Here is a 16,662-nt window from a genome sequence, read left to right as displayed (position 1 = left end):
CAACGACCATCGACGAAGGAGAACCGTGACCAGCCCATTTACCGCCGCGTCGGCCGGCCCGACCCGCGCGGTCCAGGGCGGGACCCCGCAGGGCGGTCCCGCGCAGAGCGAGCCCGCGCAGGGTGGTCCCGCGCAAAGTGGGCCAGCGCAGGGCGGTTCCGCACAGAGTGGTCCCGCGCAGAGTGAGCCCGCGCAGCGGTCGGCGCTCGGGCCGGACGGCGCCCGGCCCGAGCGGTTGCCGTTGAGCACGTTCGCGATCGGCTTCGGCCTCGCAGGCCTGGCCGAGGTGTGGACCAACGCAAGCCCGGCGCTCGGCCTGCCCCGCGTCGTACCGCAAGCGTTCTGGGCCGTCGCGGCTGTTGCCTGGTGCTGGCTGATCGTCGCGCACGCCGTACGAGGTGCGCGGAGCGAAGTACCGCTGGCGCAGCAGCTGCATCACCCGGCGCAAGGATCCCTGGCGTCGCTGGCGCCGGTGACGGCGATGCTGCTGGCCGGTGACTTGTCGACGTACTCGCTCGGCGCCGGACGCGTGATGTTTCTGCTGGCCCTACTGGTGTCGACCGTCTTCGCCGCTTGGCGGCTCGCGTCCTGGTTCGAGGGGCGGCTCGAGTTCGAGTCGATGCATCCGGGCTACCTGCTGCCAACTGTCGCGCCGGGGCTGGTCGGGGCGAGCGTCGCGGCCGGGGTCGGCTTCCACGGGCTAGCCTGGGCGCTGTTCGGGGTCGGGACCTTCTTCACCGTGATCATGACCGCGATCCTCGTTCTGCGCCTGGCGTTTCACGCCGCGCTGGCCGATCCGCTGCTGCCGACCACGGCGATCCTGCTGGCGCCGCCTGCCGTCGCCGGGATCGCGTGGTTCGCGCTGAACGGCGGGGTGGTCGACCCGGTCGCCGAGGCCACTGCCGGTGTCGGGGTGCTGCTGCTTCTTGTCCAGGTCGTGATGGTTCCGCGCTACCGCCGGCTGCGTTTCTCGCTCGGGTTCTGGTCGTTCACCTTCCCCTTCGCCGCGGCCGTGGCCTGGACCGAGGAGTGGCTGGAGCTCGAGCAGACGCCCGGATGGCAAGTGACGACCGGGATCCTCGCCGTACTGATGACTGCCTTCATCGCAGCGATCGCTGTTCAGTCGCTGCGCCTCGTCACCCGCCGTCCCGGCCGGTGACCGTCCTTCCGACGAACGGAGACCACACCATGCCCACCATCACCAGCGCCGACGGCACCGAGATCTTCTACAAGGACTGGGGGACCGGGCAGCCGATCGTCTTCAGCCACGGCTGGCCGTTGTCGTCGGACGACTGGGACAGCCAGATGCTGTTCTTCGTGCGCAACGGCTACCGCGTGGTGGCGCACGACCGGCGCGGTCACGGCCGGTCGGAGCAGGTCGCCACCGGTCACGACATGGACCACTACGCCGACGACCTGGCCGCGGTGACCGCGCACCTTGACCTGCACGACGCCGTACACATCGGCCACTCGACCGGCGGCGGCGAGGTCGTCCGCTACCTCGCGCGGCACGGGGAGTCGCGGGTGGCGAAGGCGGTGCTCATCTCCGCCATACCGCCGCTGATGCTTCAGACCGAGGCCAACCCCGGCGGCCTGCCGATCAGTGTGTTCGACGGCTTCCGCGCCCAGTTGGCGGCGAACCGGTCCGAGTTCTACCTGGCCGTTGCCTCCGGCCCCTTCTACGGCTTCAACCGCGACGGGGTCGAGAAGCGGGAGGCGCTGGTACGCAACTGGTGGCGCCAGGGCATGGAGGGCGGCGCGCTCGCCCACTACGAGGGCATCAAGGTCTGGTCGGAGACCGACTTCACCGAGGACCTCAAGAAGATCACCGTACCGACGTTGGTCATGCACGGCGACGACGACCAGGTCGTGCCGTACGCCGACTCCGCCCCGCTGTCGGCGCGGCTGCTGCAGAACAGCACGCTGAAGACCTACCCCGGCTTCCCGCACGGGATGCCGACGAGTCAGGCCGACGTCATCAACGCCGACCTGCTCGAGTTCATCAAGTCCTGAGTCGTCGCCGACCTGATCCTCCGAGCAGCCAAGACCAGCTGATTCCGACCCGCACGTCCAGGGGCCTCGACGACAACCGGTCGAGGCCCTTCGCGGTCGGTAGTGTCGGACCATGGCTCCCGCACTGCAGAAAGCGCTGGCCGCCGTGGGTCGCTTCTGCGACGCCCATCCCTGGTCCCACAACGACGCCTATGCCGCCTTCGTCCTCCACCACGCGCGGCGGGTGCGCGCGGCCGGTGGGACGGCGGCGCTGGACGTGGGGTGCGGGACGGGGAACCTCGTACGCCGGCTCGCGAGCGTGCTTCCCGCGGTCACCGGCCTCGAGCCCGATGCGCCTACCGCGGCGCTGGCTCGGCGTACTACCGCGGACTTCCCCAATGTCCGCATCCAGAGCCAACCGTTCGACGAGTCCCACAGGGACCGCTACGACCTCATCACCTTCGTCGCGGTGCTGCATCATCTGCCGTTGCAGGCCACGCTCGAGAAGGCGCGCGAACTGCTACGCCCAGGTGGCCGGCTCGTCGTGGTCGGCGTCAGCCGGGAGTCGCCCGCAGACCTTCCCTGGTCGATCGCGTCGCTGATCCTGAACCCCGTCGTCGGCCTCGTCGTGCATCCGCGGCGAGCGCGCGAGACCCCGTCGCAGATGACCGCGCCCACCGCCATGGCCGCGGAAACGTTCGACGAGATCGCCGGCACCGCTGAACGCATCCTCCCCGGCGCGCGCCTGAGGCGAGGCCTGTTCTGGCGCTACACCCTGACCTGGACTGCCACCTGTGGATAACCCACCGGCCACGCCGCCCTCCGCTTGTACCCTCAACTAGGAAAGGGCAGGCGGGCGGCGGGCGTGGCTGCGAGGATGCGGTCATGGAACAGGTGCTGAGTCGGCGGGAAGCGTCGGAGGCGGTGCAGGACGTCGGGTGGCGGTTCCTGCTGGGGACGTTGCGTACGTCGGTCGTGGTCGGGTCGTTGGGTCAGGCGGCCGGGTTGGCGGTGGAGGCTGTTGGGGTGTGTGGCGATGACGCCGACGGGCATCTTCGGGTGGATGTTCGGCCTGATCGGGTTGTCTTCACTCTGCAGTCGTTGGAGCACGCGGCGGTGACCAGCCGGGATGTGGAGCTGGCGCTGCGGATCTCTGCCGACGTGGACGAGGCCGGGCTGGTGACGACGGCCGATATCGGTGCGGGGGCGCCGCGATCCGTTCAGTTGCTGGAGATCGCGATCGACGCGCTGGACATCGCTGGGATCCGGGGGTTCTGGAAGGCGGTGCTGGGTTACGCCGACGAGGCGGGCGCCGGGGGACCGGAGGATCCGCTGGTCGACCCGGTCGGGCAAGGGCCGGCTGTCTGGTTTCAGCAGATGGATCGGGCGCGCCCGCAGCGCAATCGGATTCACTTCGACATCAGCGTTCCGCACGACGAGGCAGTACGACGCGTCGAGGCCGCGGTGGCCGCCGGCGGCCGGCTGGTGTCCGCGACGCGTGCGCCCGCGTTCTGGGTGCTGGCCGACCGGGAGGGCAACGAAGCCTGCGTGACCACCTGGCAGGGGCGCGACGGCTGATGGACTGCCCCAAGGACGCGCACGACCCGGCGCGATCAGTCGGTCGGGTCCGGCGCCGGGCGTAGGACCAGCACGGTGATGACGAGGGTGAGCACGATCGCGGTGAGGGCGAACGGGATCGGCAGGATCGGGTCGAGGAGGACCAGTACGACGGCCGTCGGGACGACCGTGTTGACCAGGCGGTCGGCGTACGGGCGGACGGCGATCAGCCAGGTGCCGAGCACGAAGACCGCGATCGGGATCGTCACCGTGAACGACGCGGCGATGCTGCCGAGCTCGGTGTGGCCGGTGAGGGCGTCGATCGTGACCTCGATGCCGGCCGAGAAGGCGCCCGCGGCGGCGAAGATGAAGTAGTGGACGTAGCCGTAGCGCACGGAGTTGGCGAAGCTGCTGATCGCCCGGTGGTGCGGCGGCCAGAAGTAGATCCACCACAGCGCGGCGGTGACGACCAGGGTGAGGATCGAGACCGAGATCAGCGGGCCGAGCGCGACGTCGTCGTGCAACGCCTCGATGATCGCGTTGGCCGAGCCGAGCAGGCTCTCGCCGAGCAGGATCAGCGCGAACAGCCCGTACCGCTCGGTGATGTGGTGCGGGTGCCACGGCGTCACGCCGCCCTTCTCCGCGACCACGGGGATGGCCAGTTCGGCCGCGATCAGCACGAGCAGGGCGACGGCGTGCGCCGTGCCGGACAAGGTGAGCTGGAGCAGCCAGAACACCTGGGTGAAGACGATGCCCGCCGCGTAGATCCGGGTGGTCGTGCGCAACGGGTCGGGGTTGCGCGAGGCGCGGAGCCACTGGGCGACCATCGCGATCCGCATCACGACGTAGCTGAAGACCATCACGTGGTAGTCGCCTTCGGCGAACGCCGGGCCGATCCCCGCGGCCAGGACCAGGACGCCGCCCATCTGGACGAAGGTGAGCACGCGGTACAGCCAGTCGTCGGTGGCGAACGACGTGGCGAACCAGGTGAAGTTCATCCAGGCCCACCAGATGCTGAAGAAGACCAGGCCGTAGTTCACCAGGCCGTCGACGACGTGACCCTCGGTCAGCGTGTGGTGGAACTCCGAGGCCGCGATGCTGACCGCGACGACGAACACCAGGTCGAAGAACAGTTCCAGCGGGGAAGCGGTGCGCCCCGGCTCCGAGGGGTCGCGCGGGCGCATCGGCACCAGCCGGAACCGGGTGGGCGAAGAGGTGGTCACGACGAGCTCCGTTCAGCGAAAGACCTGATAGTCACCATAGGTGATAGTAACCAATAATGACTATCAGGTCTTCCCGGGCCTAGCGCAGAGCCGCGCCGACCTCGGCGAGGCGGTTGGTGTAGACCTCGGCCATTCGCCCGTCCTTGCCTGGTCCGACGTTCAGCAGGTACTGGTAGCCGTGGTCGCGCTGGTAGGTCTCCTCGGCGACGATGTCCTCGGTGGTTCGCGGCGGCAGGGACTGGTCGGTGTTGAACCAGTCCCAGTTGCTGGTGCTGATCATGTCCGACATCTGCACCGGCTCGGTGATGCCGGCCGGCGGTCGTCCGTCCTCGTACTCCAGCACGTCGGACGTCGCGATCGTGTCGTTCTTGTCGTTGTTGGCGATCACGGTGCCCGGCGACACGTTCCGGACGAAGTCGCGGACCTGCTCGTACGGGATCTTCGCGTAGCCCGGCGCGAAGGTCCACGCGTCGAACCACAGCTGGTTCACGAACCCGTACCGCGTGAGCAGTTCGCGCAGCTGGTTGATCACGAGCTCCGTCGTTTCGCCATTGGTGCGGTCCCAGATCGAGTAGTAGAGCCCGACACCGAGCCCCGCCTTGCGGAACGAGTCGGCGTACCGCTGGACGACATCACCCTGATAGGGGCTGGAGGCAACGTCGTAGGTGTTCGACGCGGTGTCCCAGAGGGCGAAGCCGTCGTGGTGCTTGGTGGTCAGTACGCCGTACGACATGCCGGCGCTCTTCGCGGCCGCGGCCCACTGGTCGGTGTCGAGCGCGGTCGGGTTGAAGACGCTCGGCGAAGTACCGGGCGTAGCCCACTGCTCGTTGGTGTACGTGCCCGGGCCGTAGTGGATGAACATGCCGAACTGGTTGGTCCGGATGTGCTCGGCGACGTTCGGCTGGGTCAGCGGCTCGGTGCCGAAGATCTGCACCTCGGCGAGCGTCAGGTAGCCCGTCAGTGTCGACTGGATCCTCACGTAGCGGGCGGTCCCGCGAAGGTCGAGGCTCTTGTCGGCGCCGATGTTGCGGACGCGGATCGCGGTCACGCCCGGCTGACGCAGCGTCTGCTGCAGGTCTGTGGAGGCGAACGGGCGGTCCGACGTCAGCACGTAGAAGTCGCGCAGACGGTCGGTGCAGCAGTCGGTGCGGTTGAAGACGCGGACCGAGGTCAGCGGCTTCGACGTCCCGAGATCGGCTTGCCACCAAGGGTTTGCCTCGCTGGTCGTGTTGCTCAGCGAGCTGCCGCTCCAGGCGCCGTTGGTGTTGCCGTCCTGAGCGCGCGTCGAGGCGCCGCCGTCCGCGACGCTCGATTGCGAGGTCTTCGCCGCGAGCGCCAGGTTCCGGTACGGCGAAGGCTTGGCCGGCATCGCGCTGCGGACCTCGACCTCGGCCAGCGCCAACGGGTTGTGACCGGCCAGCTGGATCCGGACGTACCGGCCGTCGCGGCCGACCGGGACCTCGACCTTCGTCGCCACGCGGTCGACGTGGATCGCCGTGACGCCGGACTGCTTGCGGGTCGCCTCGAGGGAGTTCGAGGTGAACGGCGTGTTCGACACCAGCACGTAGAAGTCGGCCAGGCGGGCGATGCAGCAGTCGGTCCGGTTGAAGATCGTGACGCCGCCGATCGGCCGCCGCGACTCCAGGTCGACCTGCCACCAGGCTTCGTCCTGCTCGGCGGTGTGGGACAGCGAGCCGTTCCAGAACCCGCCGTCGCGGTTGCCGTCGACGGCCCGGGCGGCCGGGGCGGCGGTCTCGTACTCCGAGCTCTGGCTCGCCGTACGGCCGAGGGCGAGGTTGGTCTGGTCGGTGCCCGGTTGGGCGTGGGCGGCCGGCGTACCGACGAACCCGGTGAGGAGGGTGAATCCCAGCAGCGCGGACGTGATCCGGCGGCGGGTGAGGCCTGCTGTCAACACAGCGATCCCCTGTCTGTCGTGGGCGGACTCGCAGGAGCGTAGAGAATTAATTCGGAAAATACTAGATCGTATAGGATCTCGGTTTTGTTGGATCGGATCAGGCTGACCGCGTCCACGGGCCGAAGGCGGCCGTCGCGGCAGCGAGCAGGGCACCGGCGGCGACGGCCACGAGCGTGCGTCCGCCGGTGGGAGTGAGGAGGCCGGACCAGACGCCCGCCAGCGCCGAGCCGGTGATCTTCACGCTGCTGGTGAGCACGAGCAGTTGCGCGTGACCGTTCGCCGGCGCGTACGAACGGCAGACAGCCAGCACGGTCGGCAGCAGCGTCCCGTTCGCGAGGCCAAGCAGGACGAAGGCGGCAACAGCCGGCGCGTACGCCGGTGCGGCGGCCGCGGCGCCGACTCCGAGGCTCATCACGGCCAGGCTGCCGGCGGCCACTCGCAGCGGTGGTCCGCCGAACGGCCGACGGGCGCTGACGAGTGAGCCGAGAAGGCTGGTGACGCCGTACACGGTGATGAGCAGCCCGCCGCTGCCTGGGGGATGCCCGAGATCAGCGGCAAGGAGTGGCGCGGCCACCGGGAGCGCGCCGAGGCCGAGACCGGCGAGGCCGATCGCGAGCAGCAGGTTGCGCAGATCCCTGGTGTGGAAGGCGTGCCGCAAGCACTCGCGGATGCCGGCGGCGCGCTCGGGCGAGCTGACCTCCGGTGGCAAGGTGAGCACCAGTCCCGCCGCGACGACCGCGCCGAACGCCATCAGCAGCACCGCGGCGACCGGACCGACCAGCAAGTTGGTGACCGCGGCAAGTCCGGGCCCGGCCGTCGTCGCGACTCCCCAGGTCGCGCTGTCGAGCGATCTCGATCGTGCGGTGTCGCCGCGCGGCAGCCTGCTGGTGAGTCCGCCGGCGAGCATCGGTCCCGCACATCCGGCGAGTACGACGAGCAGCACCGTGAGCGCGGTGGGCACGTCGTCCATCACGACGGCCGCCGCGGCGACGGCGACGCCGTACAGGAGGAACGATCCGGCCAGGACGTGACGTGCGTCCGTCCACGACAGGATGCGGCTGAGCCACGGCCCGAGCAGGTGCGGTGCGACCAGCGCGGCCACCAGGGCACCGGCCACCGCCGGCCGGATCGTCAACGCCAGCAGGGCGAGACCGACCGAGGCTCCGTCGTTGACCGCCCGGATCACCACCGCGGCTCCCAGGTAGCGGCCGAGACCTGATGCAGTCGTAGCGGGTTTTGGTCGCATCATGGAAGTCCGGTGCCCGGTATGATGCAGGCAAAACCACTGTCGATGGAATCAGAGGGACCCGTGGACTTCGTGGCGGGCGCCCCGTGCCTCGACTTCGTCAACACCGTCGAGCCGCGGTACGAGCCGGCGCCGATGAGCGACTACGTGCCCGACTACCGGGCGTTGCTCGGGTGGTCGGTCAAGGCGGGACTGCTGACCACCGCCGGCGCCCGCACGCTGCGGCGACAGGCGGACACCTCCGCGGCGGCGGCCGCGCACGGCCGGGCGATCGAGCTGCGTGAGGCGACGTACCAGGTGTTCCAGGCGATCGCGACCGGCGGTGTTCCTCCTGACGAGGCGCTGTGCTCGATCCGCGACATGTACGCCGAGGCCGTTGCGCAGGCCGTTCCGCGCTGGGACGACCGCGTGCGGTGGACCTGGCCGACCGACGACCTCGAGCGGCCTCGGTATCTGCTCGCGGAAGATGCTGTCCGCCTGTTGAACACGCCGCAGCTCGATCGGGTGAAGGTCTGTCGGCCGACCTGCGGCTGGTTGTTCATCGACCAGACGCGCAACGGCTCCCGCCGGTGGTGCGCGACCGAGACCTGTGGCGTCCGCGAGAAGATCCGCCGGCAGGCTGTCCGCCGGGCGGCTCGCCGTACGGGGGACTGACCGCGATCACCCACGGGTCGCCGCGGCGGCGTGGAGCGCCGCGGCTACGGCATGCACCGCGGGGGTCCTGGTCGCGCGGGTGAGGAGGAAGACCTCGCGGTCGATCGGGCCTTCGGCGAGCGGACGAACGGCGACACCCGGTACGCCGTACCCGAGGACCAGGTCGGGCAGCAGCGCACACGCGCCGGCGGTGCGGACCATCTCGACGAGGATGAGGAAGTCGTCGGACGCGTAGCGCAGGTCGGGCTCGAAGTGGCCGAGCTCGCGGCAGGCGCGGATCTGCATGTCGCGGTGACCGGTGCCGGGTTGGCACGCGGCCCAGCGCTCGCCGGCCAGGTCGGCCATCCGGACTTTCGCGTTGCCTGCTTGGGGATGCGACTCGGGGAGGACGAGACGAACCTGCTCGCGGACCAGTGACTCGCGGGCCAGGTCGGTGTGCACGGGACGCGGTTGGCCGGAGTACTCGTCGCCGACGACGGCGTCGAGCTGGCGCAGGCGCAACGCCGGGATCGACTCCTCGACCTCGGCCTCGGTCACCTCGACGCGAACGCCGGGGTGACTCTCGGCGAGAGCCGCGACGGCCGGGGCGACGATGCGCAGGAAGGCCGACTGGAAAGCCGACACCCGTACGACGCCGGCCGGGTGCCCGGCGGCGATCGCGGCGACCTCGGCCTCGGCAGCTTCCAGGCCGTCGAGCAGGACGGCCGCATGGCGGACGAGGGCCTGACCGGCGTCGGTGAGGCGGACGTTGCGGCCGGTGCGTTCGAGCAGCTTGGCGCCGGCTTCGCGTTCGAGGACCGCGAGCTGCTGGGAGATCGCGCTGGGGTTGTAGCCGAGCGCCTTCGCGGCGCCGTGCATCGTCCCGCGGGCGTGCAGCTCGCGGAGCAGGCGGAGTCTTCGGAGATCGAGCATCGTTCACCAAAGCTATCTGGTGTCATGCAGAAACGTGAGATAGACGTGAACAGTTGAGCGCTGCGAGCATCGTCGCGTGGGTGCCTTCCTCTGCCTCCTGTCCGCCGCCTGCTTCGGTGCCATGGCGATCTTCGGCAAGCTCGCGTACGACGCGGGCGTCGACGTCGGCGACCTGCTGCTGGTGCGCTTCGCGGTCGCCGCCGTCCTGCTGCTCGTCGTCGCCGGGACGACGGGCGCGCTGCGCGGCGTACCGCGGCGCGCGCTGGTCGCCGGTCTCGCGATGGGCGGGATCGGGTACGCGACGCAGTCCGGCCTGTTCTTCGGCGCGCTCGAACGGATCGACGCCTCGCTGCTCGCGCTGATCCTGTACGCGTACCCGGCGCTGGTGACGATCGGCGCGATCGTGCTGCGCCGCGAGCGTGCCTCGGCGCGGAGGGTCGCTGCTCTGGTGATCGCCTCGGCCGGTACGGCGTTGGTGCTGGGTGGCGCGGCGTCGGGGAGCCTGGACCCACTGGGCGCGGCGATGGGCTTCGGCGCCGCCGTGGCCTACACGCTCTACATCCTGGCCGGCGACCGCGTCGGTGCAGGTATGTCACCCATCGCCTTGTCGTCCCTGGTCTGCACCGGCGCGGCCTGCACGTTCGCCGCTTTCTCCGTCGTACAAGGCGGTCCGCGCCTCGACTTCGCACCGAGCGGCTGGCTCTGGCTGGCCGCGATCGCCGTGGTCAGCACCGTCGCCGCGATCCTCACCTTCTTCGTCGGCCTGGCCCGGGTTGGCCCGTCGGCCGCGTCGATCCTGTCCACCCTCGAACCGGTCGTCACCGTGTTGCTAGCGGCAATGATCTTCCACGAGTCGCTCAGCCCCACCCAACTCGCCGGCGGCGCCGTCGTCCTCAGCGCCGTACTGGTGATCCAGTGGCCCACCAGAACCCGCCAGAAGCAGCCCGTACCGGCCTAGCTCGCCTGAATGTCGGTCGACCGCGCCAGCGCGCGTCCGGCGTCGAAGTCGGCCCGCAGCGCATCGAGTCGCGCGTCCGCGAGCCCGACCGAGTCCGAGCCGAGCAGCTGATGCAGCGGCGCGGAGCCGGTGGTGGCGACCTCGATGATCGCGGCAGCCGCCTTCGCGGGATCGCCCAGCTGCGTACCGGGCATCGCCTGGTGCGTCGCGGTCATCTCGCGCACGGCCGGGTACGCGTCGAGTGTCCTGGCGGGAAGGCCGAGCGACTGGGACCGCAGGAAGTCCGTCCGCATGTACCCCGGCTCGACCAGCGTGACCTCGACGCCGAGCTCGGCGACCTCGGCCGCGAGCGACTCGGTCAGACCTTCCAGAGCGTACTTGGCCGAGCAGTACAAACCCCAACCTGGGAAGGAAGTCAGGCCGAGGATCGAGGACACGTTCAGGATGTGACCGCTGCGGCGCTCACGGAACTGCGGCAGGACCGCGCGCAGCACGTTCCACGTGCCGAAGATCTGGACGTCGAACATCTCCCGCGCCTCGCTGTCGCTGACCTCCTCGACCGCGCCGAGGAATCCGTACCCGGCGTTGTTCACCACGACGTCGAGCTGGCCGAAGCGCTCCTGCGCGGTCGCGACCGCCGTACGGACGGCCGCCTCGTCGGTCAGGTCGACCTCCAGTGCGAGCAGGCGCGCTTGGTCGACGTCGCCGAGCGCGGCCGTGAGGCGTTCGACCGAACGAGTCGTGGCGGCCACGTTGTCGCCGCGCCGCAGGAGCTGGCCGACGAGTTCGAGGCCCAGTCCGCGCGAGGCACCGGTGACGAACCAGGTGGCGGAACCGCTGGTGGGGTAGGGCATTTGAGGCTTCCTTCCGGATCGGCCGGCCCTCGGTGGCCGGTGTCTCCAGCCTTCCGCGGCAAGTGCCTGCCGAACGGCGGACAACCGGCCCCCTTCGTCCTGGTCGGCCGCAACCTAGGACTCAGCGACCCAGGCGGCGAGCGGCATCGCCCTGCGATCATGGGCCGGTGGCCGACCTCAACCGTGAACTCGCGGACTTCCTGCGCCGGGCGCGCGCTGCCCGCGACCCGCAGACCACCGGTCTGCCCGCCGACGGTCGCGTACGCCGGGTGGCAGGCCTGCGCCGCGAGGAGGTCGCGATGCTGGCCGGCGTCTCGACCGACTACTACACCCGGCTGGAGCAAGGACGCCGGATCGTCCCGTCCGCGCAGGTGGTCGACGCGATCGCGACGGCGCTGGACCTCGACGCCGCCGGCCGGACCCACCTGCGCAACCTCGTCGGTGCGCCGCGCGCGCCCCGGCCGCGGGTTCGCCCGGTCCAGCGCGTGCGACCAGGTCTCTACCAGTTGCTCGACTCGCTCGATTCCCAGCCCGCGTTGGTGCTCGGACGGCGTACCGACGTCCTGGCGACGAACCGGCTGGCGCGGGCGCTGTTCACCGACTTCGACCGGATGCCGCCCCGGGAGCGCAACTACGCGCGCTGGATGCTGCTGTCGGACGAAGCCCGCAACCTCTTCGTCGACTGGGAGCACCAGGCGCGCAACGCGGTCGAGAGTCTGCGCTTCGACGCGGGCAACGCGCCCGACGATCCCGACGCGCAGAAGCTGGTCGGCGAGCTGTCCCTGGCGAGCGCGGAGTTCCGCCAGTGGTGGTCCGAGCACCACGTCCACCAGCGCACGTACGGCGCCAAGCGCCTGCACCATCCCGTCGTCGGCGACCTGACCGTCGACTTCGAGGCGCTCACCTTCCCCGGCGATCCCGAGCAGACCCTCTACGTCTACTCGACCGCTCCGGACTCCTCGTCCCGCGAGGCCCTGACCCTGCTCGCCAGCTGGTCCCAGCCGTCGGTGAGAAACGCCGGCGGCTGACGCAGTTTTGGACCGGATGGTCAAGTAAGCGGTACGCTCGGACCCATGGGACGACCGCGGAAGTTCGTGGAGGCCGACGTGCTGACCCGGGCCGGCGAGACCTTCGCCCGGCAGGGGTACGGCGGGACCAGTGTCGACGACCTGGCCCGGGCGACCGGCGTCGGCAAGCAGAGTCTCTACAACGCGTTCGGCGGCAAGCGCGAGCTGTTCCTCAAGGCGCTGTCGGCCAAGACCGCCGAGGCGCTCGCGCTGGTCGACGAGGAGCTCGGCGGCGAGGGGTCGACGCCGCTGGAGCGGATCAAGGCCCAGGTACTCCGGCTGGCGATCACCTTCAGCGACCCGGCGCCGGCCGGGTTCTTCGTCACCAAGGCCGCCGTCGAGATGGCCGACCAGGACGAGGAGGTCGCCCGGTCGGCGCTGGCGGCGTACGAGCAGCTCGAGGCGATCTACCGGCAGTGCATCGAGGATGCGCAGGCCAGCGGTGAGGTCGACGAGTCCGCGAACGCCGGCGAGCTGGCGGCGTACTTCGTCGCGCTCACCCGCGGTATGGAGGTGCTCGGCGCGGCCGGCGTCGGCCGGGCTCGTCTCACCGGGATCGCGGTGACGTCGCTCAGCGTCCTGCCGGTGATTCACGCGGGGTGACAACCCGCACACTGCGCGGGGCCGAAACCGAAACTTTCGGGTTATCCCCATTGCGCTGAGTGGTCGATCGGATACATGCTGCGGAAGGTTGTAGTCCCCGAGGTTGTACGCAGCAACTGTTCAGCGGCTCTGTGAGGGAGCTTTCCCAGCCGCTGACCGGACTGAGGAGATCCGATGACATTCCGCCCCCGCCCCCTCGTGCTCGCCACCCTGAGCTCGTTCGCCCTGGTCGCCGCCGCGGCCGGCGGTGCCGTCGCCGCCGCCGCCGCGCCGGACACCGCGGCCGCCGTACCCCAGGTCAAGGCGCCCGCCGCGACCGACACCGACGGCGACTCGCTGCCCGACACCTGGGAGACGAACGGGTACGACGCCAACGGCGACGGTGTCGTGGACGTCGACCTGCCCGGGATGGGCGCGACGCCGAACAAGAAGGACCTGTTCGTCGAGATGGACTACATGGACGGGCGCCTGGCCAGTACGGCGGCGCTCGACCGGATCGTGCAGAGCTTCGCGGCCGCGCCGATCAGCAACCCCGACGGCAGCACCGGCATCCGGATCCACCTCGACGCCGGCTCCGCCCGCGGTGCGGCGTACAACCTCGGCGGCGGCAACCAGGTGCCGTACGACAGCAACCTGCAGCCGGCCGTGCAGCAGACCGACGCAATCAAGGCGACCCACTTCGCCTCGGCCCGCAAGGCGGTCTTCCACTACATGCTCTGGGCCGACGACTACGACAACAGCTGCAGCAGCGGCAACGCGTTCGCGATCCCGAACGACACGTTCATCGTGACGATGGGCCCCAAGTGCAACTGGACCGTCACCGAGAACATGAACGTCGGCACGTTCATCCACGAGCTCGGCCACGACCTCGGCCTGACCCACGGCGGTACCGACTCGGTCAACTACAAGCCGAACTACCTGAGCGTGATGAACTACCACTTCCAGTTCGACGGCGTCCCGCGGACCAGCGGCGCCAACTGGTTCAGCTACTCGAACTTCGCCCCGCCGTCGCTGACCGAGACCAGCCTGCGCGAGTCGACCGGTCTGGGCAGCGCGGCCTCGGCCTGGAAGACCAAGTGGAAGTGCCCGAACAACACCACCCGTACCTCGGGCGCGGCCAACCTTCCGATCGACTGGAACTGTGACGGCGACACCGCCGACACCGGCGCCTTCGACGTCAACCGGGACGGCCGCACCACGACGCTGACCACCCAGAACAACTGGGCGAACATCCGCTTCGGCGGCGGTGACGTCGGCGGCGGCAGCGCGCAGAACAAGACCACGACCCCGGCGTACGAGCTGAAGGAAATGACCCAGCAGGAGTACCAGCACCAGCACTGAGTACGCCGAAGGGGCGCTCACCGGATCCGGTGAGCGCCCCTTCGCGACGGATCAGGACAGCGTCGCCAGCGCGTCGTTCCACGTCTTCGACGGACGCATCGCCGCGGCGGCGAGCTCCGGGTTCGGGTGGTAGTAGCCGCCCAGCTCGACCGGGCTGCCCTGGACCGCGAGCAGCTCCTCGACGATCGTCTGCTCGTTGGACGCCAGCGTCTCGGCGACGGCGGTGAACAGCTTGGCCAGGTCCGCGTCGTCGGTCTGCTTGGCCAGCTCCTGCGCCCAGTACAGCGACAGGTAGAAGTGGCTGCCGCGGTTGTCGATGCCACCGACGCGGCGGGTCGGCGACTTGTCCTCGTTCAGGAACGTCGCGGTCGCCCGGTCCAGGGTGTCGGCGAGGATCTGGGCCTTGCCGTTGCCGGTGGTCTGGGCCAGGTGCTCGAAGCTCGCGGCCAGCGCGAAGAACTCGCCCAGGCTGTCCCAGCGCAGGTAGTTCTCCTTCGCGAACTGCTGCACGTGCTTGGGTGCCGAGCCGCCCGCACCGGTCTCGAACAGCCCGCCACCGGCCATCAGCGGTACGACGGACAGCATCTTCGCGCTGGTGCCCAGCTCGAGGATCGGGAACAGATCGGTCAGGTAGTCGCGCAGCACGTTGCCGGTCACCGAGATGGTGTTCTCGCCGCGGCGGATCCGCTCCAGCGACAGCTTGATCGCGTCCACCGGGGCCAGGATCTTCAGGTCCAGGCCGTCGGTGTCGTGCTCGCCCAGGTACTCGTTGACCTTGGCAATGATCTGCGCGTCGTGCGCGCGGGTCTCGTCCAGCCAGAACACCGCCGGGTCGCCGGTCGCGCGGGCCCGGGTGACGGCCAGCTTGACCCAGTCGCGGATCGGCGCGTCCTTGGTCTGGCAGGCGCGGAAGATGTCACCGGCCGAGACGGTCTGCTCCAGCACGGCGTTGCCGTCGGCATCGACCAGCCGGACGGTCCCGGTGGTGGCGATCTCGAAGGTCTTGTCGTGGCTGCCGTACTCCTCGGCCTTCTGCGCCATCAGGCCGACGTTCGGGACCGAGCCCATCGTCGCCGGGTCGAAGGCGCCGTTGGCGCGGCAGTCGTCGAGCACGACCTGGTAGATCCCGGCGTAGCTGCTGTCCGGCAGCACGGCGAGGGTGTCGTGCTCCTGGCCGTCCGGGCCCCACATGTGGCCGGACGTCCGGATCATCGCCGGCATCGAGGCGTCGACGATCACGTCGGACGGCACGTGCAGGTTGGTGATGCCCTTGTCGGAGTCGACCATCGCCAGCGCCGGGCCGTCGGCCAGCTCGGCGTCGAAGGAGGCCTTGATCTCGGCGCCCTCCGGGAGCCCGGCCAGGCCGTTCAGGATGCCGCCGAGGCCGTCGTTCGGGGTCAGGCCGGCCTTGGCCAGCACCTCGCCGTACGCCGCGAAGGTCTTCGGGAAGAACGCGCGGACCACGTGGCCGAAGACGATCGGGTCGGAGACCTTCATCATCGTGGCCTTCAGGTGCACCGAGAACAGCACGTCCTCGGCCTTGGCCCGGGCGACCTGAGCGGTCAGGAACTCGCGCAGCGGCGCGACGTGCATCACCGACGCGTCGACGACCTCGCCGGCCAGCACCGGCACCGACTCGCGCAGCACGGTGGTCGTGCCGTCGTCACCGACGAGCTCGATCCGCAGCGCGCCGTCGGCGGGCACCACGACCGACTTCTCGGTCGAGCGGAAGTCCTCGGCGCCCATCGTGGCGACGTTGGTCTTGGAGTCCGGCGTCCACGCGCCCATCCGGTGCGGGTGGGTCTTGGCGTAGTTCTTCACCGAGGCGGGCGCGCGGCGGTCGGAGTTGCCCTCGCGCAGCACCGGGTTCACGGCCGAGCCCTTGACCTTGTCGTAGCGGGCCTGGATCTCCCGCTCCTCGTCGGTCTTCGGCTCGTCGGGGTAGTCCGGCAGGGCGTAGCCCTGGCCCTGCAGCTCGGCGACCGCGGCCTTCAGTTGCGGGATCGAGGCCGACACGTTCGGCAGCTTGATGATGTTCGCCTCGGGCGTCTTGGCCAGCTCACCGAGCTCGGCCAGCGCGTCGGCGATCCGCTGGTTCTCGGTCAGGTACTCGGGGAACAGCGCGATGATCCGCCCGGCCAGCGAGATGTCCCGGGTCTCGACGGCGACCCCGGCCTGCCCGGCGTACGCCTGGATCACCGGCAGGAACGAGTACGTCGCCAGTGCCGGCGCCTCGTCGGTGTGGGTGTAGATGATGGTCGGGTCAGTCACCGTGTACTCCGCTCCCAGTGTGCCTACGTGCTGCTGTGTGCCTACGTTCCGGCGCCTCCACCTTAGTGG

The 16,662-nt window shown here is 69.9% G+C and carries 15 protein-coding genes; 9 read left to right on the top strand and 6 right to left on the bottom strand.

From position 1 onward, the window contains the following. Positions 1 to 25 precede the first annotated feature (25 nt). From ABD235_RS16205 to ABD235_RS16190, 4 genes are all read left to right on the top strand, one after another. The gene (locus ABD235_RS16205; RefSeq protein ID WP_344174950.1) at positions 26 to 1,159 is read left to right on the top strand and encodes an SLAC1 family transporter; all 1,134 of its coding nucleotides are present in this window, start codon (positions 26 to 28) and stop codon (positions 1,157 to 1,159) included. A 29-nt stretch (positions 1,160 to 1,188) separates the two neighbouring features. Continuing rightward, positions 1,189 to 2,013 carry an alpha/beta fold hydrolase gene (locus tag ABD235_RS16200; RefSeq protein ID WP_344174948.1) on the top strand — a complete coding sequence of 275 codons (825 nt, stop codon included), beginning with the start codon at positions 1,189 to 1,191 and terminating at the stop codon, positions 2,011 to 2,013. 112 nt (positions 2,014 to 2,125) lie between these two features. Then, positions 2,126 to 2,794, top strand: a complete 669-nt coding sequence (locus tag ABD235_RS16195; RefSeq protein ID WP_344174946.1) for a class I SAM-dependent methyltransferase — start codon at positions 2,126 to 2,128, stop codon at positions 2,792 to 2,794. 83 nt (positions 2,795 to 2,877) lie between these two features. Next, on the top strand, positions 2,878 to 3,570 hold the full coding sequence (locus tag ABD235_RS16190; RefSeq protein ID WP_344174944.1) for a VOC family protein: 693 nt from the start codon (positions 2,878 to 2,880) through the stop codon (positions 3,568 to 3,570). Between the two features lie 35 nt (positions 3,571 to 3,605). Here ABD235_RS16190 and ABD235_RS16185 read toward each other — a convergent pair whose 3' ends face one another. The 3 genes from ABD235_RS16185 to ABD235_RS16175 all read right to left on the bottom strand — a co-directional run bounded on the left by ABD235_RS16185 (position 3,606) and on the right by ABD235_RS16175 (position 7,876). Then, positions 3,606 to 4,772 (bottom strand): low temperature requirement protein A, encoded by a 1,167-nt coding sequence (locus tag ABD235_RS16185; RefSeq protein WP_344174943.1) that lies wholly within the window; start codon positions 4,770 to 4,772, stop codon positions 3,606 to 3,608. Between the two features lie 79 nt (positions 4,773 to 4,851). Then, positions 4,852 to 6,687, bottom strand: a complete 1,836-nt coding sequence (locus tag ABD235_RS16180; protein ID WP_344174941.1) for an alpha-L-fucosidase — start codon at positions 6,685 to 6,687, stop codon at positions 4,852 to 4,854. A 97-nt stretch (positions 6,688 to 6,784) separates the two neighbouring features. Beyond that, positions 6,785 to 7,876, bottom strand: a complete 1,092-nt coding sequence (locus tag ABD235_RS16175) for an MFS transporter (RefSeq protein WP_344174940.1) — start codon at positions 7,874 to 7,876, stop codon at positions 6,785 to 6,787. Positions 7,877 to 7,996: 120 nt separating this feature from the next. On the opposite strand from ABD235_RS16175, the gene ABD235_RS16170 reads away from it, so the two are divergent. Beyond that, a complete protein-coding gene (locus tag ABD235_RS16170; protein WP_344174938.1) occupies positions 7,997 to 8,587 on the top strand; it encodes a CGNR zinc finger domain-containing protein in 591 nt (196 codons plus the stop codon). Positions 8,588 to 8,593: 6 nt separating this feature from the next. Here the strand turns inward: ABD235_RS16170 and ABD235_RS16165 are convergent, their stop codons facing one another. Beyond that, complete coding sequence (locus ABD235_RS16165) at positions 8,594 to 9,499, bottom strand: LysR family transcriptional regulator (protein ID WP_344174937.1); 906 nt, start codon at positions 9,497 to 9,499, stop codon at positions 8,594 to 8,596. A gap of 76 nt (positions 9,500 to 9,575) precedes the next feature. On the opposite strand from ABD235_RS16165, the gene ABD235_RS16160 reads away from it, so the two are divergent. Next, entirely contained in the window at positions 9,576 to 10,457 is an 882-nt protein-coding gene (locus tag ABD235_RS16160) for a DMT family transporter (protein ID WP_344174936.1), read from the top strand. On the opposite strand, the gene ABD235_RS16155 is transcribed toward ABD235_RS16160, so the two are convergent. Next, on the bottom strand, positions 10,454 to 11,311 hold the full coding sequence (locus ABD235_RS16155; protein WP_344174935.1) for an SDR family NAD(P)-dependent oxidoreductase: 858 nt from the start codon (positions 11,309 to 11,311) through the stop codon (positions 10,454 to 10,456). The two genes, ABD235_RS16160 and ABD235_RS16155, sit on opposite strands and share 4 nt — an antisense overlap. 167 nt (positions 11,312 to 11,478) lie before the next feature. Here ABD235_RS16155 and ABD235_RS16150 point away from each other — a divergent pair, with 167 nt between their 5' ends. From ABD235_RS16150 to ABD235_RS16140, 3 genes are all read left to right on the top strand, one after another. After that, complete coding sequence (locus ABD235_RS16150) at positions 11,479 to 12,339, top strand: helix-turn-helix domain-containing protein (protein WP_344174934.1); 861 nt, start codon at positions 11,479 to 11,481, stop codon at positions 12,337 to 12,339. A 45-nt stretch (positions 12,340 to 12,384) separates the two neighbouring features. Beyond that, positions 12,385 to 12,981: a TetR/AcrR family transcriptional regulator gene (locus ABD235_RS16145; RefSeq protein WP_344174933.1), complete on the top strand. Its 597-nt coding sequence runs from the start codon at positions 12,385 to 12,387 to the stop codon at positions 12,979 to 12,981. 174 nt (positions 12,982 to 13,155) lie between these two features. Further along, on the top strand, positions 13,156 to 14,322 hold the full coding sequence (locus ABD235_RS16140; RefSeq protein WP_344174932.1) for a zinc metalloprotease: 1,167 nt from the start codon (positions 13,156 to 13,158) through the stop codon (positions 14,320 to 14,322). Positions 14,323 to 14,373: 51 nt separating this feature from the next. On the opposite strand, the gene ABD235_RS16135 is transcribed toward ABD235_RS16140, so the two are convergent. Then, on the bottom strand, positions 14,374 to 16,593 hold the full coding sequence (locus ABD235_RS16135; RefSeq protein WP_344174931.1) for an NADP-dependent isocitrate dehydrogenase: 2,220 nt from the start codon (positions 16,591 to 16,593) through the stop codon (positions 14,374 to 14,376). Between the last annotated feature and the right edge of the window lie 69 nt (positions 16,594 to 16,662).

This window comes from Kribbella lupini (assembly GCF_039529595.1).
GTDB classification, from domain to species: Bacteria; Actinomycetota; Actinomycetes; order Propionibacteriales; family Kribbellaceae; genus Kribbella; species Kribbella lupini.
Note: the sequence above shows the minus strand (reverse complement) of the source record. Positions and strands in the feature narration are given on the sequence as shown.